Here is a 26,990-nt window from a genome sequence, read left to right as displayed (position 1 = left end):
ACATGATTCTGGATGCATTTTCTCTGCAGGGTAAAGTAGCGGTCGTAACCGGGTGTGACACCGGTCTGGGCCAGGGTATGGCGCTGGGTCTGGCGGAAGCGGGCTGCGATATCGTGGGGATCAACATTGTTGAACCGACTGAAACCATCGAGCGCGTGACTGCGCTGGGTCGTCGCTTCCTGAGCCTGACCGCGGACCTGCGCAAAATCGACGTGATCCCTGAACTGCTGGATCGCGCCGTGGCTGAATTTGGTCATATCGATGTGCTGGTCAACAACGCGGGTCTGATTCGTCGTGAAGACGCGATCAACTTCAGCGAGCGCGACTGGGATGACGTGATGAATCTGAACATTAAGAGCGTGTTCTTCATGTCTCAGGCGGCGGCGAAACACTTTATCGCCCAGGGTAACGGCGGCAAGATCATCAATATCGCCTCCATGCTCTCTTTCCAGGGGGGCATCCGTGTGCCGTCTTACACCGCGTCAAAAAGCGCCGTGATGGGCGTGACCCGTCTGCTGGCAAACGAGTGGGCGAAGCACAACATCAACGTCAACGCGATTGCACCAGGCTACATGGCGACCAACAACACCCAGCAGCTGCGTGCGGATGAACAGCGTAGCGCGGAAATTCTCGACCGCATCCCGGCGGGCCGTTGGGGTCTGCCAAGCGATCTGATGGGGCCGATTGTCTTCCTGGCCTCCCCGGCATCTGACTACATCAACGGCTACACCGTTGCGGTGGACGGTGGCTGGCTGGCACGTTAATTCTCGCCTTATAAAGAAAACCTCTGCCGGGTGCGGAGGTTTTTTTTGCCAAAAAATCAGCTTGTCCATATTCTTAAAGTCATAAAATCCATAGTGAAAATCCATGATGGATGCATATCACAACTTTAATGCTTATAAATTAATGCATTAACAATAAATGGTGATTAATTACCCAGAGTTGAAATTGTAATGTCCATCACAGATCGCTACTGCCCAGCCAAATAATCCATAACTTCGCGTCTAACGGCCTGACACTTTTGCTGGCTTTCTCGTAATTTCAGTTAACGTCTTATCGCTGTTCAGGCAGGAAATTATGACATCTATCAATGACTCTACCTTTATGCCCCGCGCCCTGCGCGATACCCGCAGAATGAATCTGTTCGTGTCCGTTTCAGCGGCGGTGGCCGGTTTACTGTTTGGGCTGGATATCGGCGTCATCGCCGGTGCGCTGCCGTTTATCACTGACCACTTTACGCTTAGCAGCCGTCTGCAGGAGTGGGTGGTGAGCAGCATGATGCTCGGCGCGGCGCTGGGTGCCCTGTTCAACGGCTGGCTCTCTTTCCGGCTGGGGCGCAAATACAGCCTGATGGTGGGGGCAGTGCTGTTTGTCGCCGGTTCGCTCGGTTCCGCGTTTGCCACAGGCGTTGAAGCGCTACTGCTTTCCCGCGTACTGCTGGGCGTAGCGGTGGGGATTGCGTCCTACACGGCCCCGCTCTACCTCTCTGAGATGGCGAGTGAAAACGTGCGCGGAAAAATGATCAGCATGTACCAGCTGATGGTGACGCTGGGTATCGTGCTGGCATTTCTTTCGGATACCTATTTCAGCTATAGCGGCAACTGGCGCGCAATGCTGGGCGTGCTGGCGCTGCCCGCCGTACTGCTGATGGTGCTGGTGATTTTCTTGCCGAACAGCCCGCGCTGGCTGGCACAAAAGGGGCGCCACGTGGAGGCGGAAGAAGTGCTGCGGATGCTGCGCGATACCTCGGAAAAAGCGCGCGAAGAGCTGAATGAAATCCGCGAAAGCCTGAAGCTGAAGCAGGGCGGCTGGTCGCTGTTTAAGGCCAACCGCAACGTGCGCCGCGCGGTGTTTCTTGGGATGCTGCTGCAGGCGATGCAACAGTTTACCGGGATGAACATCATCATGTATTACGCGCCGCGCATTTTCAAAATGGCCGGTTTTACCACCACCGAACAGCAGATGATCGCCACGCTGGTAGTGGGCCTGACCTTTATGTTCGCCACCTTTATCGCCGTATTTACCGTTGATAAAGCGGGGCGCAAACCGGCGCTGAAAATTGGTTTCAGCGTGATGGCGCTCGGAACGCTGATCCTCGGCTACTGTCTGATGCAGTTCGATAACGGTACGGCCTCCAGCAGTCTCTCCTGGCTCTCCGTCGGCATGACCATGATGTGCATCGCGGGCTATGCGATGAGCGCTGCGCCGGTGGTGTGGATCCTGTGCTCGGAAATTCAGCCGCTGAAGTGCCGCGACTTTGGTATCACCTGTTCCACTACCACCAACTGGGTGTCGAACATGATTATCGGCGCGACCTTCCTGACGCTGCTCGACTCCATCGGCGCAGCGGGAACCTTCTGGCTCTATACGGTGCTGAATGTGGCGTTTATCGGCATCACGTTCTGGCTGATTCCTGAAACCAAAAACGTCACGCTGGAACATATCGAACGCAAGCTGATGGCGGGGGAGAAGTTACGCAATATCGGCGTCTGATTTTTGCTGCCCGGTGGCGCTACGCCTGCCGGGCTTTTTTTACACTCGCGCTAAATACAGCGCCGGCATCCCTTCCTCATCCGACGTATACAACACCCACTGATTATCCGGCGAAAACGACGGGTGCGGATGCGTCACCTGGCGGTCCCCATCAAGCACTTTCCAGCTGGTGTTATGCTGGCAAACGGCGTGTTGCGTTCCGGTCGCAATATTAAATACCCAGATAAAAGGATCGTTCAGGCTGATATCGCCCGTATTGTGCGGCGCGCCGTCGCCCACGATCAGTGAGCCGTCGTGGTTACTCATCAGATGCGAACAGGGCGGGATTGCCATCAGCTGACGATTTTCCAGCGTCAGCGGATCGGCGCTGCAAAGATAGCGCTGAGGATCGTTCTCCTTGTGCGCGACATAATAGAGCGCGGAACCATCCGGCACCCAGAATTCATGGGTAAAGCTTTCCCCCGGCGCATGCTGGCGCACCTTGCGAAGCTGGCTGCCATCGGGATTGATGAGCCACATGCGGGCGTCGATGGCATCGCGCGGTCCTTCATGGCAAAACGCCACTGTGCTGTCGTCAAACGGACGATAGATCGGATGCCCGAGCCAGCGTTTTTCCTGCAAAATCACCTGCTGCTCGCCGGTGCGTAGATCAATATTGATCAGGCGGCATTCGGGCTGGGTAAAGTAAAAGGCGCGGAACTTGCTCCAGTCGGTCAACGGCTGCCAGTCACGCTTTTTGATTTCGATCCCGACCAGTTTTGTGCAGTCTGAATTCGCGACCCAGGTGCCATACGCCACCCACTCGTCGTCGACCGCATACACAATCTGCTCTTCGAAACTGTCGAGACAGACGCGCCGCAGTTCGCGGTTGTTTTTCACATACCACAGCGCTTTATCATCATGAGATAAGAACCCGCCAAAGGTGTTATCACCCGCCCCGTCGGTGAGCTGGGTGGCCTGCTGTCTGGCGATATCCAGCAGGTAGTAGTTCCAGTGGCCCTCAAACGCGCCGCCAAAAATCAGCTTGCTGCCGTCCTGAGTAAAACACTTTTGATAGAAGTAGTTGCGATGACAAATGATGTGCGGGGGCGTCATCCGTATCACCTCGTGCCCCGTTTCACTGTCCTGGCGCGTGCGAAAAGTCAGCGGGATGATTTTGCCTTTCATAGCGTGTTCTCCGGATAAAAAAATACCCTGCCACCGGAGGTAGCAGGGCAGGGAAGGTCACAGGAATTAGCGCATCGCGCGTTTCAGGATACGTTCAGCCTGACGCTGGAAGTCGGTTGCCGTCTCTTCCACGGATTTCTGACCGTAGTCGAGATACTGCAGGGAGGTGCCGAACTGCGCCACGATCTGCGGGTCGTCAAAGTATGGCGAGACAGAGAGTTTGGCTGGCAGAGACTGCGCCAGGCGCAGGCCCGCGACGGCCGGATCGTTCTCTTTGATGGTGCCGTCTTCTGTCAGGTATTGCACCGCCACTTTACTCAGCGGCACGCCGCGCTCCAGACCCAGCGTATCCACCCCTTCTTTGCTGTTCAGCAGGAAGTTAATGACTTTTGCTGCGGCTTCCGGGTTTTTGCTCGATTTACCGATAGAGAGCATCTGCGCCGGTTTGAAGAACAGGCCCGCATCCGTTGCGCCTGGCAGCATTGGGTAGCTACCCAGCTCCAGTTTCGCCGGTGGCTTCAGGTTGTCGGAATACTTGTTAATGGTGGAGTTCCACATGTAGGTACCACCCCATTCACCCTGAATCCACGGCTTCATTTCATACATGTTGCTCTTGCCGAATGACGCGTAGTATTTGGTGTCTGGCATCACGTGGCTATCCACCAGATCTTTGTAAGTCTGGAAGAATTCCACCCACTGCTCTTTGCTGTAGGAGAATTTTTTCGCTTTTTCGTCAACGGCTGGAATGTTGTATTTCTGAATCATATAGGAGTTCAGCAGCGCCAGCGTGTCCTGATGTTCCAGAACTACCGGGTAATACTGTTTACCCAGTTTGCTCTCAAAGGCTTTACCCGCGGCTTTCAGCTCGTCCCAGGTTTTCGGGTATTCGACGCCCGCTTTTTTCCAGGTCTCATCGTTAAAATAGAACACGCGCGCGGTCACGGAGATCGGGATACCGTTCAGCTTACCGTCGACAGTGGTGGACTGCAGCTCTTTGGCATCGAACTGACTTAAGTCGATCACGTCTTTCATTTTGTTGAGATCGTAGAAGCCGTCGCCGGTTTTCGAGAAGATCGGCAGCCAGTTCCAGTTAGTCTGCATAACGTCCGGCTCGGTGCCGCCTGCAATCTGGGTGGTCAGACGCGACAGGTGGCCGTCCCAGCCGGTGTATTCGGCTTTGACGTTAATGTCCGGATGCTGTTTGTGGAACTCTTCTAACGCTTTCAGGGTAACCTGATGGCGGCCATTACCCCCCCACCAGGACATACGTAAATCAACATCTTGCGCCATCGATGGCAAAGCAGTAAGGCCCAGGGTAGCGGAGATTGCTGCGCTTAAAAGCACTTTTTTCATTTTTATAACTCCAGTTAGATTGAGATGTTCAGTTCAGTTTTTGCATCAAAAATGTGGCACTTATTCATATCAAACTTGAAATACACCTTACGATGAAGTCCTTTATCAATCATAGGTTTAGCTTCATCGGAAGGAATTCGGGCAGTCAGTTCGTAATCAGAGACTTTCAGGTAGACGAAGAACTCGTGACCCATGTTCTCTACGCGTACCAGCTCGCCGCTGCAGCTACCTTCTGCGAACGGCTCGTCAGAGACAGAGACAAATTCCGGGCGGATGCCGTAGAAGGTGTCTTGCGCCTGATGGCCGATCACTTTGTCGTGCAAGGTTTCGCTTAATGGCATCGTTTCATTGCCGATGCTCAGCGCCAGACGGCCCTGCTGATCAACCAATCGAGTGGCGCGAATATTCATCTCAGGCGCGCCGATAAACCCGGCCACGAACATGTTTTTCGGTTTGTGGTAGAGGTTGTCCGGGGTATCCACCTGCATGATGTGACCGAGTTTCATCACGCAGATGCGGTCGCCCATGGTCATCGCTTCCGTCTGATCGTGGGTGACGTAAACGGTGGTCGCCGGTTTACCGGATTTCTTCAGCTGTTTGTGCAGGTCAGAAATACGGATACGCATCGAGGCGCGCAGCTTGGCGTCGAGGTTGGAGAGCGGTTCATCGAACAGGAACACGTCAGGTTTTTTGACGATGGCGCGACCCACGGCCACACGCTGTGCCTGACCGCCGGAGAGCTGGCGCGGTAAACGGTCCAGCAACTCTTCCAGTTCGAGGATTTTCGCCGCTTCGTTGACCTGTGCTTCAATCTGATCTTTCGGCATTTTGCTGAGCTTCAGACCGAAGGCCAGATTTTCACGCACGGTCATGTGCGGATAGAGCGCGTAGTTCTGGAACACCATCGCAATTCCGCGCTCTTTTGGCGCGAGGTTGTTGACGATCTTCTCGCCGATGCGGACTTCGCCACCGCTGATGGTCTCAAGACCCGCCAGCATACGCAGAGTGGTTGATTTGGCGCAGCCGGATGGCCCGACGATTACCATAAATTCCCCTTCAGCGATTTTCAGGTCGATAGCATGTACCGCTTTGAAGCCGTTGGAGTAAACCTTTTCCAGTTTGTTGAAAATAACTTCAGCCATGATATTTCCCTCTTAACCTTTAATTCCGCTGCTGGTTACGCCCTGTACGAAGTAGCGCTGTGCCAGGAAGAAGACAATGATGGATGGCAGAATGGAGATGCTCGCCATTGCCAGAATTTCGTTCCACGGCGCACCTTCGGTGACGTCGATGGACATTTTCAGAGCCAGTGCAATCGGGTATTTATCCACGCTGTAGACATAAATCAGCGGCCCGATAAAGTCGTTCATTGACCACATGAACTGGAACAATGCGACGGAGATAATGGCCGGTTTCAGAATCGGCACTACCACATACCACAGCACCTGCAGGGAGTTACAGCCGTCGATCTGTGCGGCTTCTTCCATGTCACGCGGAACACCGCGCAGGAACTGAATCAGCATGAAGACGAAGAACCCTTGGGTGGCGAACGCCAGCGGCAGGTACAGCGGCATATAGCTGTTCAGCATGCCCATTTCGCGGAACATCAGGTACTGCGGGATCAGCAGTACGGTGCTCGGCAGGAGCATGGTGGTGATGAGCGTGGCGAACCAGAATTTCTTCCAGGGGATCTCGAAGCGGGCAAAGCCGTACGCCACGATGGTGGAGGAGATAATGGTCAGAATCACTTTCGGGATCACATACTTAAAGGTGTTCAGCATGTAATGGCCAAAGTTGTACTCGGTACCGGTTTTCCAGCCGTTGATAAAGCCGTCCCAGGTGGCGTGTGCGGGCCACAGGCTCAGGGTGGTGAAGATCTCGTGGTTCGGTTTGAACGACGCCGAGAACATCCACACCAGCGGATAGAGCATCAGCAGGCCAACAAACAGCAGGATCACGTAGCGGATACTGGCGTTGATTTTCTCTTTGCGCAGCGTGCGGGCCACTTCGCGTTCCGCGATGCTTCTCGCCGTGGAGAGTTCCTGAATATCAGCCATTTTTGCCTCCCTTATCGGCAGAGTAGAACACCCAGTATTTCGAAGATTTAAAGGCGATAGCGGCAAAGACCGCGACGACCAGGAACAGGATCCAGGCCAGCGCTGCGCCGTAACCCATATCAAAGTACTTGAAGGCGGTGTCGTAGATGTAAAGCGAGAACAGATAGGTCGAATAGGTTGGTCCACCGCCCGTTATCACGTACGGACCGGTAAATTCCTGGAACGCCTGGGTAGTCTGCATAATGAAGTTGAAGAAGATCACTGGCGTAATCAGCGGCACGGTCACTTTCATGAACATCTGCCATTTAGAAGCGCCGTCGATCATCGCCGCTTCATACTGAGACTGAGGAACGTTTTGCAGAGCGGCCAGGAAGATGACCATCGCGGAACCAAACTGCCAGACGCGCAGTAAGGTGACGGACATCAGCGCCAGAGACGGTTCACCGAGCCAGTTCACCGGGTCCAGACCAAATACGCCGATAAAGCTGTTCAGCAGGCCATCAATCGCAAACAGCGCGCGCCACAGAACGGCAATAGCGACGGAGCTGCCGAGGATTGACGGAATATAATAGGCCGTTCGGAAGAATCCAATGCCGCGTAATTTAAAGTTCAGGACAAACGCAATTCCCAGCGCAAAGGCCAGCTTCAGCGGGATGGTCAAAAATACATAGGCAAAAGTGACGCCCATGGATTTCCAGAAGAGGGTATCTTCTGTAAACATGTAGCGGTAGTTTTCAATGCCGTTAAATACCGGCGGGCTCATCAGATCGTAATCAGTGAAACTGAGAAAGAAAGATGAAACAAAGGGAAACGCGGTAAAGATTATCAACCCGATTATGTAGGGTGATATCCACGCTAGCCCCAGCATTTTGTTTTCATTCATACATACCTACCTGGCAATCAATGGTTTAAAACGGAATCTGCTGGTGGTGCTGCTGCCCGCATCGGTTTTACGAGACGGGGAAGCGAGTGTTCGGTGTGCGTCGCACGAGGTCTACTCCATTTACCTGCTGATAAATAAGATGTTTTATCATTCCATTTGGACACGCCTTGTCTGGGTTTCAAAAACAAACGAACCGTTGTTCTTGATTTGTAAAACATCGTTTTAATTTATTTTATTGCGATTTGTTTCTGCGTCATTCTATTAATGATGGAAATGTGATCGCTGTCGAAACGCTGTTTCAATAAGGTGAGGTGGCTGGCAATTTTGACTTTTAGACAGAAGAAAAGCCGAAGGAGGAGATCGGTGACGGGTGAAACATGTGTCTTTGTAACATTCAATAACTCATTGCGACTAACTACTAAATTTCGTAGCGCATTCCTCATTTTTTGCAAACGCACATTCAGATGATTCTTAGTTTCGGGTATCATCCATTTTACCTAACTGTGATTGGCAGGATTTCACTGCAACTCAACCAGAAGAATTAGAATGTCTGCTATGGATATCAAAAAAAGCACGGAGCTGCATTTTGCCAGTTATCCACCCCCGGTCGTTGCCCAGAAAGAAATTGACCTCCTGGGGCTCTTCGAAATCTTATTTGCCGCCAGAAAGCGGATTATTGCTGTGGTTTTCGCTTTTGCTGTCGTGGGGCTTATCGCCGCCTTCCTGATGCCACAAAAGTGGACCAGTAAAGCGGTAGTGACTCCCGCGGAGCAAACCCAGTGGAGTGACGTGCAGAAAATGCTGGTCGCACTGCAGGTGCTGGATGTCGATGTCAGCGTTAAGCGATCGGACGTCTTTAACCTGTTTATCAAAAAGTTTCAGTCTCAGTCGCTGCTGGAAGAGTATCTGAAGACCTCCCCCTTCGTGATGGCGCAGTTAAAAGATGCTGAGATCGATCCGCAGGACTTGCATCGCGCGGCGGTGAATATTGCCGAACGCATGACCGCGACCGACAACGCAGCAGCCAAAAATTCCGATAAAGCGCCCTACGCGTCATGGACGTTGAGTTTTAGCGCGCCGACGGCGCAAGACGCGCAGATCGTGCTGAAAGGGTACATCGATTACATCTCTGCCATCGTTGAGAAAGAGACGATGCTCAACGTGCGTAACGCGCTGGAACTGAAAACGCAGATGGAAAAAGAGCGGCTGGAGCTGGACCGTGTCCGTCTGACGACGATCCATAACACCAATCTTCAGCGCCTTAACTACTCTCTGGAAGTGGCGAACGCCGCCGGAATCAAAAAGCCGGTCTACAGCAATGGTCAGGCGGTAAAAGACGATCCTGATTACTCCATCGCGCTGGGCGCGGACGGCATTGCGCAGAAACTGCGAATTGAGAAATCGTTGAAAGATGTGGCCGAGCTGAATGCCGATTTCCAGAACCGCGAATACCATCTGGCTCAGCTGGAGAAGCTCTCCATCAATGATGTGAATTTCGAACCGTTCAAGTATCAGCTTTCGCCGTCGATGCCGGTGAAAAAAGACGGACCGGGCAAGGCTCTGATCATTATCCTGGCCGCTCTGATCGGCGGAATCGTGGCTTGTGGCAGCGTGCTGATTCGTGAGGCAATGCATGCACGTTCACCGCTACCAGAGCATGAACTGGCGACGAACTAAATCACATTGATGACGAGAAGGGCGGGATAACAACCGCCCTTTTTTATTTATTTGAGAAAATCTTCGCGCACGGGGGTGAAGGTATCCAGCAGCGTGCCAGGTTTCAGGCACACGCAGCCGTGCATCACGTGCGGCTCTTTATAGAGAGTGTCGCCCGCCGTCACCACGTGCTTCTCTTCGCCAATGGTGAACTCGAATTCGCCGGAGAGCACATAGGTTAACTGTTCGTGCGGATGGTTGTGCATTGGCCCAATCGCCCCCTGCTCAAAATTGACTTCCACCGCCATCATCTTACCGTCGTGCGCCAGAATACGACGCGTCACGCCATTGCCCAGATCCTCAAGCTGTGTCTCTTTGTGGAAAATAAACATCGTGGTGTCCTGTTAATTAGTGAAACATTGTTTTAATTAATTTATATCAGCGCGAGAGAAAAGGAAACGGCAAGCCAAATAACTGGAAACAGGATCACAAGTTTGCTTCACTGGAGAAATCTGAACAGGAGAACATATGAAAACGATCGGTCTGCTGGGAGGAATGAGCTGGGAGTCCACCATTCCTTATTATCGCCTGATTAATGAAGGCATCAAACAACGTCTCGGCGGCCTGCATTCGGCGAGTCTGCTGCTGCACAGCGTCGATTTCCATGAGATAGAGGCCTGCCAGGCCAGCGGCGAGTGGGATAAAGCGGGCGAAATCCTCGCACAAGCGGCCCTCGGGCTGGAGCGTGCGGGCGCGGAAGGCATTCTGCTCTGTACCAATACCATGCACAAAGTGGCGTCACATATTGAGGAAAGCTGCTCGCTGCCATTCCTGCATATCGCCGATGCCACCGGGCGGGCCATAACCGCCAGCGGGATGACGCGCGTGGCACTCCTGGGGACGCGCTACACCATGGAGCAGGATTTTTATCGCGGGCGACTGGAGTCACAGTTCGGCATTGAAAGTCTGATCCCCTCCGAGGCCGACAGGGCGCGCATCAACCAGATCATCTTTGAAGAGTTGTGCCTCGGTACCTTCAGCGACGCCTCCCGCCACTATTATCTCGGCGTGATCGATAAACTCGCGGAGCAGGGCGCTGAAGGGGTGATCTTTGGCTGCACCGAGATTGGCCTGCTGGTTCCGGCTGACGACAGCGCGCTCCCGGTCTTTGACACTACGGCAATTCATGCCGCCGATGCCGTCGAGTTTATGCTGTCGTAAGAGGTTAGTTTTGCAGGTTCGGTAACTGCTGCGCCACCCGGCGGGAGTGCTCCACCAGATGCGCCGTAAACGCATCAACCAGCGCAGACGCTGGGCGATGCAGCGGACGAATCAGGCTCACGGTAAAGGGAACGGAAATGCTAAAGCGGCGGATCACAATCCCGCTTGCGGCATAGTCCAGCGCCGTGAGCGGATTCACCACCGCAATTCCCACGCCCGCCCGCACCATCGCGCAAATGGACGCCGCGCTGTGGGTCTCCACCACCATCCGTCGTTTCACCTGATGTTCCTGGAACAGCGTATCCAGCAGCTGTCGGTAGCTGTCGGTCTGTGACAGGCTGATATAGTTTTCACCGTGGAAATCCGCCGGCGTCAGCACGCTTTTGCTGGCAAGGCGGTGGCCCTCAGGCAGCACGCAGACTTCATCCAGAGACAGCAGTTCTGTGCGCTCCGTTCCCGCCGGTGTGACCAGGGTTTCGGTCAGGCCTAAATCGTGGCGCTGTGCCGAGAGCCACTCTTCAAGCAGCGGCGACTCCTGCGGCACAATAGTGAGGTTCACGTCGGGATAACGGGCGAGAAACGGCTGAATCAGCGGCGGCAGGAACGACTGGGAAAAGACCGGCAGGCAGACAATTGACAGCTCGCCCTGGCGGAATTCCCGCAGACTCTCCGCTGCACTGACGATGCGGTCCAGGCCGTACCACGAGCGCTGAACTTCTTCGAACAAGCGCAAACCCTGTACCGTCGGATGCAGCCTGCCGCGCGTACGCTCAAACAGCGTCAACCCTAACACTTTTTCAAACCGCGCCAGCTCGCGGCTCACCGTGGGCTGCGAGGTGTGCAGCATCTGCGCGGCTTCGGTCAGATTACCGGTGGTCATCACCGCGTGAAAAATTTCGATATGGCGTAGGTTAACGGCGGGCATAGGGCACCTGTTTTGATCGGTAAGCCATATCATTTTTGCATAGACTCGCGATAAAACGATATTTTTTATTCTCTTCGCGCTGTGGCGTAATGTTAAAAAATGACGTTACCCGGAGAACACCATGCCACGCCCCCTGAACAGTACCGATACCGATCTGAATGCCGAGAACCTGCTGCGCTTACCCGCTGAGTTTGGCTGCCCGGTCTGGGTTTATGACGCGCAGATCGTTCGCGAAAAGATTGCGGCGCTGCATCAGTTTGACGTGGTGCGTTTCGCGCAAAAAGCCTGTTCGAACATCCATATTCTGCGTCTGATGCGCGAGCAGGGCGTGAAAGTGGATTCCGTTTCGCTGGGTGAAATCGAACGTGCGCTGGCGGCAGGGTACGATCCGAAGCACGACAGCGAGGCGATTGTCTTCACCGCTGACGTGATTGACAGCGCGACGCTCGCCCGCGTGCATGAGCTGCAGATCCCGGTCAACGCCGGTTCGGTGGATATGCTGGAACAGCTGGGGCAAGTTTCGCCGGGCCACCGCGTCTGGCTGCGAGTCAATCCAGGTTTTGGTCACGGGCACAGCCAGAAAACCAACACCGGCGGTGAAAACAGCAAGCACGGCATCTGGTATACCGATCTCCCTGCGGCGCTGGCGGTGCTGCAGCGCTACAACCTGACGCTGGTGGGCATTCACATGCACATTGGTTCCGGCGTCGATTACGGTCATCTTGAGCAGGTGTGCGGCGCGATGGTGCGCCAGGTGATCGAATTCGGTCAGGATCTGGAGGCGATCTCCGCCGGTGGCGGCCTGTCGATCCCGTATCGCGAAGGGGAAGAGGCGATCGATACCGATCACTACTACGGCCTCTGGAGCGCGGCGCGCGATAAAATTGCCGCCCATCTGGGCCATGCGGTCAAACTGGAAATCGAGCCGGGACGCTTCCTGGTGGCAGAGTCCGGTGTGCTGGTTACTCAGGTCCGCAGCGTGAAGGCGATGGGGAGCCGACACTTCGTGCTGGTGGATGCAGGCTTTAACGATCTGATGCGCCCGGCGATGTACGGCAGCTATCACCACATTACCGCGCTGGCGGCGGATGGTCGTGATTTAACGCAGGCGCCGCGGGTTGATACCGTGGTCGCCGGTCCGCTGTGCGAATCGGGCGATGTCTTTACCCAGCAGGAAGGGGGCAAAGTGGAAACTCGCGCGTTGCCTGTCGTTGCGCCGGGAGATTACCTGGTGCTGCACGATACGGGGGCATATGGTGCGTCGATGTCGTCTAACTACAACAGCCGTCCGTTGCTGCCGGAAGTGCTGTTCGATAACGGCGTGGCGCGGCTGATTCGCCGTCGCCAGACCATTGAAGAGCTGCTCGCGCTCGAACTATTTTGAGGTATAAAACGGCCCTGTCGTGACCGAATCGCGCAACATTAGCGTACCGGTAAACGGCGGGATCGTCTCGATCGGCTGGTGGTTAGCCAGCCGAACCGCCTGATCGATAGCCGTGACGATCATATTATCGATTGGCAGATAGACAGTGGAGAGGGCGGGTTCCAGCCATTTGGCGCTCGGCGCGTCGTCAAAACCAAACAGCGAAATGTCCTGTGGAATATGCAGCCCGGCCTGATGCAGCGCTTTGGACGATCCGAGCGCCATATCATCGTTACAGGCAAACAGGGCGGTAAACGGGACTTTCTCGCTGAGCAGCTCGTTACACAGCTCATATCCCCGCGTCATGCCCGCATCTCCGTACTTCACCCGACGATCGTCCCAGGCAATGCCGTGTTTTTCCAGTGCCTGACGATAGCCCATCAGACGTGCTTTACCCGTTGGTGTATGAATCGGCACCGTAATGCAGGCGATCTCCCGATGGCCCTGGCTAATCAGATAATCGACCGCTTTAAACGCCGCTTCCTGCTGCTCGAAAAACACGCATCGATCGCGCGCCAGACTGACGTCGCGGTTAATCACCACCAGCGGCATTTTCACGCTGTTGATAAGCTTCATGATCGCTTTTTCGCTCATATAGCGCGTATACAGCACAATGGCGTCGCACTGGCGATCTGCCAGCATTTGCACCGCCTGCTCTTCACGCTCAGGCGCGTCGTGGCCGTCGGTGACGATCAGCTGCTTGCCGTGCGTTTCCGTCTGGCGCGACGCCTGCTGCAGCAGACGACCAAAGTAAAAACCGTCAAAAGTTGAGACCACCAGACCAATGCTGTTGCTGGTCTGGTTCGCCAGCGACTGCGCGAGGAAATTTGGGCGATAGCCCAGCTCTTCCATCGCGTTAAATACCTGCTGACGCGTACTCTCTTTGACCTGACCTGTGCCATTCAGCACGCGCGATACCGTGGCTTTCGACACACCCGCGCGTAGTGAGACATCCAGCATTGTTGCCATTAGACATTCCTGCATTCACGTAATCGTCCGCAGTTTATCACAGACCCTCAGGCGCATAAGCGAGACGGCGAGGGGAAAATCCCTATCGCGATCACGGTTCAGCATAAAACGGGGTAACTGGCATACCAAAGTGGTGAAAAATCATGATTTGGAATACCTCTGGCCGCATTGAGAGTTGAATCACAGAACCCTGAGCGACCTGAAGCTATTTTTGGTATGCCAATAGTATCCGGCTGTACACCTTATTCTCTATCCAGGCGGCTTCATGTGGCAGGACGGCGGCACCCGTATCCATCCCGATGCGCTTACGTTAGGCAGCGGTTCAGGTGAGTGAGTGCAGCCTGCAACGTGAAAGGCGACGGGTATAAAAGCCCTTTTACTGAGGTATTACCTTATGGCAGTGCAGGAAAAACTGATCGACGCTCTGGGCAGTTTCGCCACTAAATTCAACAGCTATCGCTATATCATGGCGATAAAATCTTCGTTCATTACCTTAATGCCGGTCATCATTGTGGGCGCCTTCTCGGTGCTGATTTCAAACATGGTGCTGGACCCTAAAAACGGCCTCGCGAGCTTCCAGTCCCTCTCGTTTCTGGCGGCGCTTAAGCCGATCACCAGCGCGATAAACTACGCCACGCTGAATTTTCTCAACATTGGCGCGGTGTTTTTAATTGGTATTGAGCTTGGGCGTATCAACGGTATCAAATCGCTGTTTCCGGGCCTGCTGGCAGTGATCTGCTTTATCTGTGTCACGCCGACCACCGTCGAAATGCTGGTCGACGGGCAGATGCACGTGGTGAAAGACGTGCTGTTGCGCCAGTTCTCAGATACTCGCAGCCTGTTCCTTGGTATGTTTATTGCCATTCTCTCCGTCGAGGTTTACTGCTGGCTGGAAAACCGTCCTGGGCTGAAAATCAAAATGCCTGATACGGTCCCGCCGAACGTTTCGGCGTCGTTCTCGGCGCTGATCCCGGCGATTATCACCACCACCGCCATTGCGACCTTCGGTTTTATCTTCCATCAACTGACCGGCATGTACCTGTATGACGCGGTCTATCAGGTGGTGCAGCAACCGCTTGAGCGCGTGGTGCAGAGCCTGCCGGGTATTCTGTTGCTGATGTTCGTCGCGCAGCTTTTCTGGGTGATCGGCATCCACGGTAATCAGATGATCAAACCGATCCGCGAGCCGCTGCTGCTGGGGGCGATCACCGTCAACATGAGCGCCTTCGAGCAGGGCAAAGAGATCCCCAACATCATCACCATGCCGTTCTGGGATGTGTACATGAGCATCGGCGGATCGGGTTTGACCATCGGCCTGCTGATCGCGGTGATGATTGGCACGAAGCGCAAAGAGATGCGTGAGATCGCCAAGCTCTCTATCGGGCCGGGGATTTTTAACATCAACGAGCCGGTGATCTTCGGTATGCCAATCATGCTCAACCCCATCCTCGCGATCCCGTTCATCATCACTCCGCTGGTGACCGGCTCGATTGGCTATTTCGCGACGGTCACCGGTTTCGCCGGAAAAGCCGTGGTGATGGTGCCGTGGACTACGCCTCCGCTGATTAACGCCTGGCTGTCGACGGCGGGATCGATGGGAGCGGTGATCACCCAGCTGATCTGTATCGTCACCGCCGTGCTGATCTATCTGCCGTTCGTGAAAATGGCCTCACGCCGCGCGGAGCAGGCGGCCCTGCAGGCGCAAAGCCAGCAAGCGACAAATAACGTATGAGGATCTCATGAGCACAAAACACATCTCGATCCCGCAGGATTTTATTCTGGGTGCCGCCGCGTCGGCCTGGCAAACGGAAGGCTGGAGCGGCAAAAAAGAGGGGCAGGATTCGTGGATCGATCTCTGGTACAAAAACGATCGTCACGTCTGGCATAACGGCTACGGCCCGGCTGTGGCGACCGATTTTATCAACCGCTTCCGCGAAGACGTGGCGCTGATGAAACAGGCCGGGCTGACGCACTATCGTACCTCTATTAACTGGTCGCGGTTTTTGACCGATTACGAAAACGTAACCGTCGATGAAGAGTACGCGGCGTATTACGACGCTCTGTTCGACGAAATGCACCTTCAGGGCATCGAGCCGATGATCTGCCTGGAGCACTACGAGCTACCGGGTGCGCTGCTGGAAACCTACGGCGGCTGGGCCTCAAAGCAGGTGGTGGAACTCTTTGTGCGTTACGCCGAAAAAGTGTTTGCACGTTATCACGGGAAAGTGACGCGCTGGTTCACCTTCAACGAGCCGATTGTGGTGCAGACGCGCGTTTATCTCGACGCGCTGCGCTGGCCCTACGAGCAGAACACAGGCACCTGGATGCAGTGGAACCATCACAAAGTGCTGGCGACGGCGAAAGTGGTGAAGCTGTTCCATGAGAAAGGCTACCGGGGAACCGTGGGCTGTATCCTGAATCCGGAAGTGACCTATCCGCGCTCGAAAGCGCCCCATGACGTGCGCGCGGCAGAGATCTACGATCTGTTCTATAACCGCGTCTTTCTCGACCCGCTGGTACATGGGCGCTATCCACAGGCGCTGTTTACCTTACTTGAGCAGCACCATGTGCAGTGGGAGTACAGCGCGGATGAGCTGGCAATCATTGCCGAAAACACCGTCGATGAGCTGGGGATCAACCTTTATTATCCGCACCGGGTCAAAGCCCCGTCACGGGCCTGGCATCCGGAAACGCCCTTCCATCCGGCCTACTACTACGAACCGTTCGAGCTGCCGGGGCGCAAAATGAACGCCTCGCGCGGCTGGGAAATTTATCCACGAATCATCTACGACATGGCGATGCGTATCAAAAACGACTATCGCAACATCCCGTGGTTTGTGGCGGAAAGCGGAATGGGGGTGGAAAACGAAGGGCAGTTCCGGGGCAGCGACGGGGTTATTGCCGACGATTATCGTATCGCGTTTATCAGCGAGCACCTCTATTACACGCTGCTGGCGCGCGAAGAGGGGGCAAACTGCCACGGCTACATGCTGTGGGCGTTCACCGATAACGTCTCGCCGATGAACGCGTTCAAAAACCGCTATGGCCTGATTGAAATCGATCTGGCCGATAACCGCGCCCGCCGGGCGAAAAAGTCGGCGGCGTGGTTCCGAAAGCTGCGCGATGAACGCACGCTGACGCTGACTGTCGATGATGAATGGAAATAGGCTAATCACGACGCAGGTTCTGGTAAAATAGCCGCCAACTGGCCGGGAGGATGCCCGGCCCGAGCGTCAACTCAACTGTCAGTACAGGTGAAATCGTGGAGAAGGCCGTCGTTCCGCCAGAAAAAAAACAGTACCAGGAGATTGGCGATGATCTGCGCACGCAAATCATCGACGGTCACTATCCTGTGGGGTCCCGTCTGCCGCCTGAGCGCAATATCGCCGAGACGTACGGCGTTAGCCGCACCATCGTGCGCGAAGCCTTACTCATGCTGGAGTTGCAGGGTACCGTCGATATCCGTCAGGGTTCCGGCGTTTACGTGATGCGCATCCCCGAAGAGCACGAAAACGAGGAAGAGCGCTTTTTAAATAGCGACGTCGGTCCGTTTGAGATTTTGCAGGCGCGCCAGCTGCTCGAAAGCAATATTGCCGCCTTTGCCGCGAAAATGGCGACCCGCGCGGATATTGATAATCTGCGTCGCATCATCGAGCAGGAGCAGCGCGCCATTGCCGCCGACGATCACAGCCAGGATAACAACAAGATGTTCCACCTGGTGCTGGCGGGCGCAACGCAAAACCAGATGCTGCTGGCGACTGTCGAGAGCGTCTGGCACCACATGGACAGCAGCCCGCTGTGGCAGCAGTTCAACGTTCACATCGCCAGCCGCGCATATCGCCTGAAGTGGCTAGGCGATCGCCAGACCATTCTCGCGGCCCTGCGTCGTCGCGACGTGATGGGGGCGTGGCAGGCTATGTTCCAGCACCTGGAAAACGTCAAAAAAAGCCTGCTGGAGCTGTCGGATGAAGACGCGCCGGATTTTGACGGCTATCTTTTTGAATCTGTCCCGCTTTTCCAGGGAAAACTGGTGTGAAGATCATTCCCCTTTATGCCGCTGCGCACCATGCACAGCGCGTAACCGACTGGCTATGGCAGGCGTTTGGTGACGGTTTACCGCGTGAATTCTTTGCCAGCATCATCGAACACAGCCAGACGCCGGGCGCACTGCCGCTCACGTTTGTGGCGGTCGAGGGCGAAACACTGCTGGGCACCGTCGGATTATGGCGCTGTGATTTGATGACGCGCCAGGATCTCTTTCCGTGGCTGGCGGCGCTGTACGTTGATGACGCCGCGCGCGGGAAAGGGCTGGCAGTACATCGGCGATGCGCTGGAATACCCGAATAAAACCGTCCATCTCTATCGCTATTCGCTGACCGGATCTGCGGGGGCAACCACGGAGTGACGGCGAACCAGCGTCGGGCTGAACAGGTGAGTGATATCTGGCGGCGGGCGTTTTTCGGCCAGCGCCAGCGCCAGTTCAGCGGCCTGCGTTGCCATGGTCACAATCGGATAGCGCACGGTGGTTAAGCGCGGGCGCACATAGCGCGCGACCAGCACATCATCGAAACCAATCAGCGAAATTTCTGCCGGTACGTCGATACCGTTATCGTTCAGCACACCCATCGCACCCGCGGCCATCGAGTCGTTATAGCAGGCCACGGCGGTGAAATTCCGCCCACGGCCTAACAGCTCCGTCATCGCCTGCTCGCCGCCGCTCTCGTCGGGTTCTCCATAGGTGACCAGACGATCGTTGCACGGAAGGCCGCTTTCGCGCAGGGCATCGTAATAGCCCCGCAGACGATCTTCGGCATCTGAAATCTGGTGGTTTGAACAGAGATAACCAATGCGCGTATGACCCTGCTGGATCAGATGGCGTGTGGCAAGCCAGGCGCCGTAGCGATCGTCCAGCGCCACGCAGCGTTTCTCATAGCCGGGGATAATGCGGTTAATCAGAACCATGCCGGGGATCTGCTTCATCAGATGCAGCAGTTCGGCGTCGGGGAGGACTTTGGCGTGAACCACCAGGGCGGCGCAGCGATGGCGTATCAGCTGCTCAATGGCCTGGCGCTCTTTTTGTTCGTTATGGTAGCCGTTGCCGATCAGCAGGAAATTGCCGGTCTGGTACGCCACCTGTTCAACCGCTTTGACCATCGCGCCGAAAAAGGGATCCGACACGTCGCCGACCACCAGACCCACGGTTTCCGTCGACTGCTGCGCAAGGGCGCGCGCGTTGGCGTTGGGATGATAGTTCAGGGTTTCCATGGCGCTTTGCACGGCCTGACGGGACGCATCGCTGGCTTTCGGTGAATTGTTGATGACGCGAGAAACGGTCGCCACAGAAACACCCGACAGACGAGCCACATCCTTAATTGTCGCCATTAAATACCTTCTTTAGGGGGTAAGCGTTTACACACTCAATAGTGTTGCGGAAAACCGAGGTGCATTCAAGGGCTGGCCCGCAATGCACCTCGCAAACGTGACGCAGAACATGGGAAAACAGTGTAATCGTTACACGGGGAAGCGTGTCAGAATAATGTCAAAGCGAACCTTTGCTTACACTTTGCGGCAGGCTGTTGCGATTGTCTGCTGGTGGAGAATGTGAACAGATTGCTAAAGTCGAGATCCCAGAGGTATTGATAGGTGAAATCGACTCCGGTTGATTAACACGAATTACACCGACCTGCGTCCATACGCAGGTTTTTTTTGTCTGTAACTTCAACATGTAACAGCAATCGATATTTTTCACACCTGGTTGCACTTAGGCTCATTCCCTTGCGTTTTCGCGCTGGCGAAGCGGATTGCCAGCAGCCACAATCAAGATCCCAGAGGTATTGATTGGTGAGAATTCTTGGTACGGTTTCGTACTCATCTCTTGCACCAGCCTGCGCGGATGCGCAGGTTTTTTTTCGCCTGAAATACGCTACCTCTCCTCCCGCCTGCACTTCTCGTGTAATCTGCCACAATTTAGCGTAACCCTAAAATTTAACAGGCAAAGGGAGTTGAAATGCTATTTGGGTTCTTCCGTACCTTGTTTCGTATCCTCTTTCGCGTCCGCCTGACGGGGGACACTCAGTCATTGCGCGGCGAGCGCGTGCTCATCACCCCAAACCACGCCTCCTTTATCGACGGCGTTTTGCTGGCACTTTTCCTGCCTGGCCGTCCGGTCTTCGCGGTCTACAGCTCCATCAGCCAGAAGTGGTTTATGCGCTGGCTGGCGCCGCTGATTGATTTTGTTCCCCTCGATCCGACCAAACCGATGATGATTAAACATCTGGTGCGCCTGATCGAGCAGGGCCGTCCGGTGGTAATTTTCCCGGAAGGGCGTCTTACCGTGACCGGCTCGCTGATGAAAATCTACGACGGCGCGGGGTTTGTCGCGGCGAAATCCAAAGCCACCGTGGTGCCGCTGCGCATCGAAGGGGCAGAGCTGACCTATTTCAGTCGTCTGAAAGGGCTGGTGAAGCAGCGCCTGTTCCCGCAAATCACCCTCCACATTTTGCCTCCGACCACGCTGCCGATGCCTGAAGCACCGCGCGCACGGGATCGCCGCAAGATCGCAGGCGAAATGCTCCATCAAATTATGATGGAAGCGCGCATGGCCGTGCGCCCGCGCGAAACCTTATATGAATCGCTTCTCTCCGCGCAGGACCGTTTTGGCGCGAAGAAAAACTGCGTTGAAGATATCAATTTCACGCCCGATACCTATCGCAAGCTGCTGACCAAAACCCTGTTTGTGGGCCGTATTCTGGAAAAATACAGCCAGCACGGGGAAAAAATTGGTCTTATGCTGCCTAACGCCGGGATCAGCGCGGCGGTGATTTTCGGTGCGGTGTCACGCGGACGCATTCCGGCGATGATGAACTACACGGCGGGCGTGAAAGGGCTGACCAGCGCGATAACGGCTGCGGAGATCAAAACCGTTTTCACTTCGCGCCAGTTCCTCGACAAAGGCAAACTCTGGCATCTGCCGGAGCAGCTCAAGCAGGTGCGCTGGGTGTTCCTCGAAGATTTAAAAGCTGACGTTACCCTTACCGATAAGCTGTGGATCTTTGCTCATCTGCTGGCGCCACGTCTGGCGCAGGTTAAACAGCAGCCGGAAGATGCGGCCATTATTCTGTTTACCTCCGGTTCTGAAGGCAACCCGAAGGGGGTAGTTCACTCGCATAAAAGCATTCTGGCGAACGTCGAGCAGATCAAAACCATTGCCGACTTCACCGCGAACGATCGTTTTATGTCGGCGCTGCCGCTTTTCCACTCCTTTGGCCTGACGGTCGGGCTGTTTACGCCGCTGTTCACGGGCGCCGAAGTGTTCCTTTATCCCAGCCCGCTGCATTACCGTGTTGTACCGGAACTGGTGTATGACCGTAACTGTACGGTGCTGTTTGGCACCTCAACGTTTCTTGGCAACTATGCGCGTTTCGCCAATCCGTATGATTTCTTCCGCGTGCGCTACGTGGTGGCGGGAGCAGAGAAACTGCAGGACAGCACCCGTCAAATCTGGCAGGACAAGTTTGGTCTGCGCATTCTTGAGGGTTACGGCGTGACAGAGTGTGCCCCGGTGGTCTCGATCAACGTGCCGATGGCGGCGAAGCCTGGCACGGTCGGGCGCATTCTGCCGGGCATGGACGCACGTCTGTTAGCGGTGCCGGGCATTGAAGATGGCGGTCGCCTGCAGCTGAAAGGGCCAAACGTGATGAATGGCTATCTGCGCGTGGAAAACCCAGGCGTGCTTGAAGCGCCGACGGCGGAAAACGCGCAGGGCGAGGTCGAAACCGGCTGGTATGACACGGGCGATATTGTGCGCTTTGATGAGCAGGGCTTCGTGCAAATCAAAGGCCGCGCCAAACGCTTTGCCAAAATTGCCGGGGAGATGGTTTCGCTTGAGATGGTAGAACAGCTGGCGACGGCGGTCTCTGCCGACAAAATGCATGCCACGGCGATTAAGAGCGACGCCAGCAAAGGCGAAGCGCTGGTGCTCTTTACCACCGACAGCGAGCTGAAACGCGAGCAGCTTCTGCACTACGCCCGCGAGCATGGCGTGCCTGAGCTGGCCGTGCCGCGCGATATTCGTTATCTGAAACAGTTACCGGTGCTCGGCAGCGGTAAACCCGATTTTGTCGCGCTGAAAGGCATGGTTGATGAGGCGGAACAGCATAATGCGTGAGTCAGTACACACTAACACCTCCCTGTGGTCGAAGGGCATGATGGCGGTGACCAGCGCACAGTTCCTTTCTGCCTTTGGCGACAATGCGCTGCTGTTTGCCACGCTGGCGCTGTTGAAAGCCGAGTTTTATCCGGACTGGAGCCAGCCCATTCTGCAGATGGTGTTTGTGGGTGCTTACATCATTTTTGCGCCGTTTGTCGGGCAGGTGGCTGACAGCTTCCCTAAAGGGCGCGTGATGATGTTCGCCAACAGTCTCAAACTGCTGGGCGCGGCGAGTATCTGCTTCGGCTTTAACCCCTTTATCGGCTACACGCTGGTGGGGATTGGCGCTGCGGCGTATTCACCGGCGAAATACGGGATTCTGGGGGAGCTGACCACCGGCGACAAACTGGTTAAAGCCAACGGCCTGATGGAGTCCTCGACGATTGCCGCCATTTTGCTCGGCTCCGTCGCCGGCGGCGTGCTGGCGGACTGGCATGTGCTGGCCGCGCTGGGCGTGTGTGCGCTGGTGTATGCGGGCGCAGTAGTGGCGAACCTGTTTATCCCGACGCTGCCCGTGGCGCGTCCGGGGCAATCCTGGCGCTTTACGCCGATGACGGCCAGTTTCTTCAATGCCTGCCGCGTACTGTGGCGTAACGGCGAAACGCGCTTCTCCCTGCTGGGCACCAGCATGTTCTGGGGCGCGGGCGTGACGCTGCGCTTCCTGCTGGTATTGTGGGTCCCGACGGCGCTCGGTATCACCGATAACGCCACGCCCACTTATCTCAACGCGATGGTGGCGGTGGGGATTGTGGTCGGGGCCGGTGTGGCAGCGAAGCTGGTCACCCTGGAAACCGTATCGCGCTGTATGCCTGCGGGGATTTTGATTGGTGTCGGCGTGCTGTTTTTCTCCCTGCAACATGCGCTGCTGCCGGCTTACGTGCTGCTGATCCTGATTGGTATGCTCGGTGGTTTCTTTGTGGTACCGCTGAACGCACTCCTGCAGGAACGTGGTAAACAGACCGTCGGGGCGGGTAACGCGATTGCGGTGCAAAATCTCGGTGAAAACACCGCGATGCTGCTGATGCTGGGGCTGTATTCCCTGGCGGTTAAAGTGGGATTACCGGTCGTGGGCATCGGCATCGGGTTCGGCGGGTTGTTTGCACTGGCGATTGCGGGGCTGTGGCTCTGGCAGCGTCGTCGGTAACGGATTGCCGGGCGGCGACTTCGCCTTACCCGGCATCCCAGATCAAAACGCGTTACGGTGCCGGATAGGTGTAAACCTGATGCACCGCCTCAATCTCCGCCAGCACCTCTTCGCTCAGCTCCAGATGGAAACTGTCGATGTTCGTTTTCAATTGCTCCATTGTGGTGGCACCCAGCAGGGTACTGGCCACGAACGGCTGACGACGCACAAAGGCTAATGCCATCTGTGCAGGGTCCAGACCGTGACGTTTCGCGATATCAACATACGCCGCAACGGCTTTCTGCGTTTGCTCACCGCTGTAGCGGGTAAAACGGCTGAACAGGGTATTACGTGCCCCGGCAGGTTTTGCGCCGTTGAGGTATTTCCCGGTCAACGTCCCGAAGCCGAGGCAGGAATAAGCCAGCAGCTCAACGCCTTCATACTGTGTCACTTCCGACAGACCCACTTCATAACTGCGGTTAACCAGGCTGTAAGGGTTCTGAATGGTCACAATGCGCGGCAAATCGTGCTTATCGGCCAGATGCAGATAGCGCATCACCCCGAACGCCGTTTCGTTCGAGACGCCAATATAGCGGATCTTACCGGCGCGCTGACACTCGGTCAGAGCTTCCAGGGTTTCGAGCAGGGTCACCACCGGCGCGCTGTCGCTCCAGGTATAGCCCAGCTTGCCGAAGCAGTTGGTCGGGCGCTGAGGCCAGTGAACCTGATATAAATCGAGATAGTCGGTCTGCAGACGCTTCAGGCTGGCATCCAGCGCGGCGCGGATATTTTTGCGATCCAGAATCTGATTCGGACGAATACCTGCGTCGTTATTGCGCGACGGGCCGCTGACTTTCGACGCCAGCACCAGCTTTTCGCGATTGCCGTTTTTCGCCAGCCAGTTGCCAACGTAGGTTTCGGTCAATCCCTGGGTTTCCGGGCGCGGAGGCACCGGGTACATTTCGGCCACATCAATCAGGTTGATCCCCTGGCTGACGGCGTAATCGAGTTGCGCATGGGCATCGGCTTCGCTGTTTTGTTCACCGAATGTCATCGTGCCCAACCCCAGTTGGCTGATCTCCAGAGTGCTGTGGGGGATACGGTGATAATGCATAGCCGGCTTCCTATACTGTGTAAATTGACGGCGTCAGGAATCTCCCCGACGAAGGACTATAAACATGGCAGAGGGGGAGCAAAAGGGGAAGAAAAAAATCAAAAAGGCCAGTAAGCAACTGACCTTTAACTGTTTATCTTTCGATGATTTGCGAAACTTCGTCGCGATTGATCTGCATCTTATTGCCCTGCTGATCGTTGTAGCTTACAAGGCCGGTATCGTCGTCGACTTCAGGTTTGCCGTCAGTCAGTATCATTCGACCGTCTTTTGTCGCCATAACATAATCACTACTACAACCTGAAACCGCAAACGCTAAACCCACCGCTGAGATTATCACTGCCCATTTTTTCATCGTTATCATCCTCACCTGGCTCGTATCACATCATAGTGTAGTAATAACCTGAGAAAGCGTCAGGAGGAAGCAGTAAAATCTTAAACATCAGGTGAATGTGTTTGATTCAGTTCAAACTTCGGCTAAAAACCGCGTTTAAGCGAAAAAGTGACGAGCCAGCAGAGCACCGGTGAAGTTCTTCTTTAAATAAAAGCCGCGCGGCAGCGTCAGGATCGGTTCTCCCTGAGCGCCAATCGCCTCGGTCAACGCCTTGCTGTTAGCGGCTTTCGGGCGTAACTGCATCACCTCGCCATGACGCGCGGTAATTCGCTCGACCTGGCCCAGCACGATCATATCCATTAGCTCCTCCCAGTCCTGCGAAAGCTGCCGCTCTTCCTCTTCGTTTGGGCTCCACAGCAGTGGCGCACCCACGCGGCGATCTGCAAGGGGAATAGCTCTGTCGCCTTCGATGGGCACCCACAGTACGCGCTTGAGCTTATGGCGCACGTGGCTCATTTCCCAGGTCACACCCGTATTCCCGGTGAGCGGCGCAACGCAGACAAAGGTGGTTTCCAGTGGTTTTCCCTGGCGATCAATGGGGATGGTTTTAAGCTCCACCCCGAGAGCGGCAAAATCCTGCTCGGGTTTACTGCCGGCGCTCGCCCCAAGCCAGCGCTCAAGCAACACACCGATCCAGCCTTTATCCCGTTTCAGATCCGCAGGAATCGGCAAGCCCGCCATGGCCGCCAGCTCGCCGAGCGAGTAGCCCGCGACGCGTTGCGCCTGCTGCAACAACTGCGCTTCTGTAGCCGGAGGGGAGGTGAGTGGAAGGAGCGGAAGCATAACGTTAAACCTTTGATTAAAAAATGAACCGTAAAAGCAGACCTTGTGGATAGAGTTTAACTATTTCTTTGGCGATATGGCAGGCTTATGATTTATCAGCATTTTTAAGGCAAATCCACTGCCGGATAAAAAGGGTAAAATCGGGTTGTTCAAAACTGGTCACTGACAATGAACAGGATCTTACACCATGTTATCCACAGAAAAGTGGGATAAGTGGGAATAACCCTCACTACTGTTTCAATTTACAGCCTTGACGTGCGACGAAAATCGAATTTTCACACAAATAGTGTCTAAGTTATTGGCACAATCTGTGGATAAAACCGACGCTGTTCGATCTTTCATCAGCACGCGGATCTCTCATGTGACGATCGTCACGTTATGGCGTATTATTCACAGATGTTACCCGTTAAGGTAATGAAATATAGATATTTATTTCTCGATGAGATTGCGGGGTGATTTCCTTCCCGCAATGTTGTCCAGCGGTAATTCCATACTTCTTCACAACTATATCCACAGAAAAAGTGAATAAAATGGCCCTTTGCGTCCGTCATCTGTTTATAACTTGAGTGAAAATTGTGAGTTATTCAAATGTTATTCGTTCGCAGCCCTGTAAGAGAGTGGTTTACCGCCTCTCAGGAGTATGAAACAATCGATCATATATAAGGTTTAGTTTGAGGTAGTCCGGTGATTGATGACGATGGCTACCGCCCGAATGTAGGTATCGTAATTTGTAATCGTCAGGGCCAGGTTATGTGGGCAAGACGGTATGGTCAGCACTCCTGGCAATTCCCGCAAGGCGGGATCAATCCAGGAGAGTCCCCAGAACAAGCGATGTATCGGGAGCTGTTCGAAGAAGTCGGCTTAAGCCGAAAAGATGTTCGCATCCTGGCTTCGACCCGCAACTGGTTGCGTTACAAGTTACCGAAACGTTTGGTGCGTTGGGACACAAAGCCGGTTTGTATCGGCCAGAAACAAAAGTGGTTTCTTCTGCAATTGGTGAGCAACGACTCGGAAATCAATATGCAAACCAGCAGTACGCCAGAGTTCGATGGCTGGCGTTGGGTAAGCTACTGGTATCCCGTTCGTCAGGTCGTGTCCTTTAAGCGCGACGTTTACCGCAGGGTGATGAAAGAGTTTGCAAGTGTGGTGATTGCGTTTCAGGAGGCCCCTCCTAAACCGCAAAGCCCACCTGCCTGGCGACGTAAAAGAGGTTAAGCAACGCA

At 55.0% G+C, this 26,990-nt stretch carries 23 protein-coding genes and 2 pseudogenes; 12 read left to right on the top strand and 13 right to left on the bottom strand.

Annotation, left to right across the window (positions count from 1 at the left end; genetic code table 11):
- Nucleotides 1-2 precede the first annotated feature (2 nt).
- On the top strand, nt 3-764 hold the full coding sequence (gene kduD / locus ACB496_RS17920) for a 2-dehydro-3-deoxy-D-gluconate 5-dehydrogenase KduD (RefSeq protein WP_100779059.1): 762 nt from the start codon (nt 3-5) through the stop codon (nt 762-764).
- Nucleotides 765-1,077: 313 nt separating this feature from the next.
- Nucleotides 1,078-2,493, top strand: a complete 1,416-nt coding sequence (locus tag ACB496_RS17915) for a sugar porter family MFS transporter (RefSeq protein WP_100779060.1) — start codon at nt 1,078-1,080, stop codon at nt 2,491-2,493.
- Between the two features lie 39 nt (nt 2,494-2,532).
- On the opposite strand, the gene ACB496_RS17910 is transcribed toward ACB496_RS17915, so the two are convergent.
- From ACB496_RS17910 to ACB496_RS17890, 5 genes are all read right to left on the bottom strand, one after another.
- Entirely contained in the window at nt 2,533-3,660 is a 1,128-nt protein-coding gene (locus ACB496_RS17910) for an oligogalacturonate lyase family protein (protein WP_371973176.1), read from the bottom strand.
- A 66-nt stretch (nt 3,661-3,726) separates the two neighbouring features.
- The gene (locus ACB496_RS17905; protein ID WP_123428604.1) at nt 3,727-5,013 is read right to left on the bottom strand and encodes an ABC transporter substrate-binding protein; all 1,287 of its coding nucleotides are present in this window, start codon (nt 5,011-5,013) and stop codon (nt 3,727-3,729) included.
- Between the two features lie 14 nt (nt 5,014-5,027).
- A complete protein-coding gene (locus ACB496_RS17900; RefSeq protein WP_268195650.1) occupies nt 5,028-6,155 on the bottom strand; it encodes an ABC transporter ATP-binding protein in 1,128 nt (375 codons plus the stop codon).
- Between the two features lie 12 nt (nt 6,156-6,167).
- On the bottom strand, nt 6,168-7,070 hold the full coding sequence (locus ACB496_RS17895; protein WP_100779064.1) for a carbohydrate ABC transporter permease: 903 nt from the start codon (nt 7,068-7,070) through the stop codon (nt 6,168-6,170).
- A complete protein-coding gene (locus tag ACB496_RS17890; RefSeq protein WP_100779065.1) occupies nt 7,063-7,953 on the bottom strand; it encodes a carbohydrate ABC transporter permease in 891 nt (296 codons plus the stop codon). The genes ACB496_RS17895 and ACB496_RS17890 overlap by 8 nt, the downstream gene beginning before the upstream one ends.
- A gap of 546 nt (nt 7,954-8,499) precedes the next feature.
- Between ACB496_RS17890 and wzz(fepE) the strand changes: the two genes are divergently transcribed.
- Complete coding sequence (wzz(fepE), locus tag ACB496_RS17885) at nt 8,500-9,630, top strand: LPS O-antigen length regulator Wzz(fepE) (RefSeq protein ID WP_312155163.1); 1,131 nt, start codon at nt 8,500-8,502, stop codon at nt 9,628-9,630.
- 47 nt (nt 9,631-9,677) lie between these two features.
- On the opposite strand, the gene ACB496_RS17880 is transcribed toward wzz(fepE), so the two are convergent.
- Nucleotides 9,678-10,001 carry a cupin domain-containing protein gene (locus ACB496_RS17880; protein ID WP_102104682.1) on the bottom strand — a complete coding sequence of 108 codons (324 nt, stop codon included), beginning with the start codon at nt 9,999-10,001 and terminating at the stop codon, nt 9,678-9,680.
- Between the two features lie 136 nt (nt 10,002-10,137).
- Here ACB496_RS17880 and ACB496_RS17875 point away from each other — a divergent pair, with 136 nt between their 5' ends.
- Nucleotides 10,138-10,830: an aspartate/glutamate racemase gene (locus ACB496_RS17875; RefSeq protein ID WP_371973175.1), complete on the top strand. Its 693-nt coding sequence runs from the start codon at nt 10,138-10,140 to the stop codon at nt 10,828-10,830.
- A gap of 4 nt (nt 10,831-10,834) precedes the next feature.
- Here the strand turns inward: ACB496_RS17875 and ACB496_RS17870 are convergent, their stop codons facing one another.
- Nucleotides 10,835-11,755: a LysR family transcriptional regulator gene (locus ACB496_RS17870; RefSeq protein WP_371973174.1), complete on the bottom strand. Its 921-nt coding sequence runs from the start codon at nt 11,753-11,755 to the stop codon at nt 10,835-10,837.
- Between the two features lie 121 nt (nt 11,756-11,876).
- Here ACB496_RS17870 and lysA point away from each other — a divergent pair, with 121 nt between their 5' ends.
- The gene (gene lysA / locus ACB496_RS17865) at nt 11,877-13,139 is read left to right on the top strand and encodes a diaminopimelate decarboxylase (protein WP_371973173.1); all 1,263 of its coding nucleotides are present in this window, start codon (nt 11,877-11,879) and stop codon (nt 13,137-13,139) included.
- Here lysA and ACB496_RS17860 read toward each other — a convergent pair.
- Nucleotides 13,131-14,147 carry a LacI family DNA-binding transcriptional regulator gene (locus ACB496_RS17860; protein WP_107702910.1) on the bottom strand — a complete coding sequence of 339 codons (1,017 nt, stop codon included), beginning with the start codon at nt 14,145-14,147 and terminating at the stop codon, nt 13,131-13,133. The two genes, lysA and ACB496_RS17860, sit on opposite strands and share 9 nt — an antisense overlap.
- A 394-nt stretch (nt 14,148-14,541) precedes the next feature.
- On the opposite strand from ACB496_RS17860, the gene ACB496_RS17855 reads away from it, so the two are divergent.
- The 4 genes and pseudogenes from ACB496_RS17855 (at nt 14,542) to ACB496_RS17840 (ending at nt 18,552) form a co-directional block, all read left to right on the top strand.
- A complete protein-coding gene (locus ACB496_RS17855) occupies nt 14,542-15,879 on the top strand; it encodes a PTS sugar transporter subunit IIC (protein ID WP_100779073.1) in 1,338 nt (445 codons plus the stop codon).
- Nucleotides 15,880-15,886: 7 nt separating this feature from the next.
- Entirely contained in the window at nt 15,887-17,314 is a 1,428-nt protein-coding gene (locus ACB496_RS17850; RefSeq protein ID WP_248859103.1) for a glycoside hydrolase family 1 protein, read from the top strand.
- A gap of 95 nt (nt 17,315-17,409) precedes the next feature.
- Nucleotides 17,410-18,183 (top strand): GntR family transcriptional regulator, encoded by a 774-nt coding sequence (locus ACB496_RS17845; protein ID WP_100779075.1) that lies wholly within the window; start codon nt 17,410-17,412, stop codon nt 18,181-18,183.
- Nucleotides 18,180-18,552 (top strand): annotated as a pseudogene (locus ACB496_RS17840) (GNAT family N-acetyltransferase). The gene ACB496_RS17845 and the pseudogene ACB496_RS17840 overlap by 4 nt, the downstream one beginning before the upstream one ends.
- Here ACB496_RS17840 and galR read toward each other — a convergent pair.
- The gene (gene galR, locus ACB496_RS17835) at nt 18,513-19,529 is read right to left on the bottom strand and encodes an HTH-type transcriptional regulator GalR (protein WP_100779077.1); all 1,017 of its coding nucleotides are present in this window, start codon (nt 19,527-19,529) and stop codon (nt 18,513-18,515) included. The pseudogene ACB496_RS17840 and the gene galR overlap by 40 nt on opposite strands.
- Nucleotides 19,530-20,154: 625 nt before the next feature.
- Between galR and aas the strand changes: the two genes are divergently transcribed.
- Together aas and lplT are read left to right on the top strand one after the other, a co-directional pair.
- Nucleotides 20,155-22,314, top strand: a complete 2,160-nt coding sequence (gene aas / locus ACB496_RS17830) for a bifunctional acyl-ACP--phospholipid O-acyltransferase/long-chain-fatty-acid--ACP ligase (RefSeq protein WP_371973172.1) — start codon at nt 20,155-20,157, stop codon at nt 22,312-22,314.
- Nucleotides 22,307-23,500 (top strand): lysophospholipid transporter LplT, encoded by a 1,194-nt coding sequence (gene lplT / locus ACB496_RS17825; RefSeq protein ID WP_100779079.1) that lies wholly within the window; start codon nt 22,307-22,309, stop codon nt 23,498-23,500. The genes aas and lplT overlap by 8 nt, the downstream gene beginning before the upstream one ends.
- Nucleotides 23,501-23,552: 52 nt before the next feature.
- Here lplT and ACB496_RS17820 read toward each other — a convergent pair whose 3' ends face one another.
- The 4 genes and pseudogenes from ACB496_RS17820 to ACB496_RS17805 all read right to left on the bottom strand — a co-directional run.
- The gene (locus tag ACB496_RS17820) at nt 23,553-24,593 is read right to left on the bottom strand and encodes an NADP(H)-dependent aldo-keto reductase (protein WP_129035080.1); all 1,041 of its coding nucleotides are present in this window, start codon (nt 24,591-24,593) and stop codon (nt 23,553-23,555) included.
- Nucleotides 24,594-24,726: 133 nt separating this feature from the next.
- The gene (locus ACB496_RS17815) at nt 24,727-24,945 is read right to left on the bottom strand and encodes a YgdI/YgdR family lipoprotein (protein WP_100779081.1); all 219 of its coding nucleotides are present in this window, start codon (nt 24,943-24,945) and stop codon (nt 24,727-24,729) included.
- Nucleotides 24,946-25,080: 135 nt separating this feature from the next.
- Nucleotides 25,081-25,767 (bottom strand): DNA mismatch repair endonuclease MutH, encoded by a 687-nt coding sequence (mutH, locus tag ACB496_RS17810; protein ID WP_100779082.1) that lies wholly within the window; start codon nt 25,765-25,767, stop codon nt 25,081-25,083.
- 152 nt (nt 25,768-25,919) lie between these two features.
- Nucleotides 25,920-25,997: pseudogene (locus ACB496_RS17805) on the bottom strand (hypothetical protein); the annotation flags it as partial.
- 454 nt (nt 25,998-26,451) lie between these two features.
- Here ACB496_RS17805 and rppH point away from each other — a divergent pair.
- Nucleotides 26,452-26,982 (top strand): RNA pyrophosphohydrolase, encoded by a 531-nt coding sequence (gene rppH, locus ACB496_RS17800; RefSeq protein WP_100779083.1) that lies wholly within the window; start codon nt 26,452-26,454, stop codon nt 26,980-26,982.
- Nucleotides 26,983-26,990: the final 8 nt, after the last annotated feature.

It is taken from the genome of Lelliottia nimipressuralis (assembly GCF_041464075.1).
GTDB lineage: Bacteria > Pseudomonadota > Gammaproteobacteria > Enterobacterales > Enterobacteriaceae > Enterobacter > Enterobacter nimipressuralis.
Note: the sequence above shows the minus strand (reverse complement) of the source record. Positions and strands in the feature narration are given on the sequence as shown.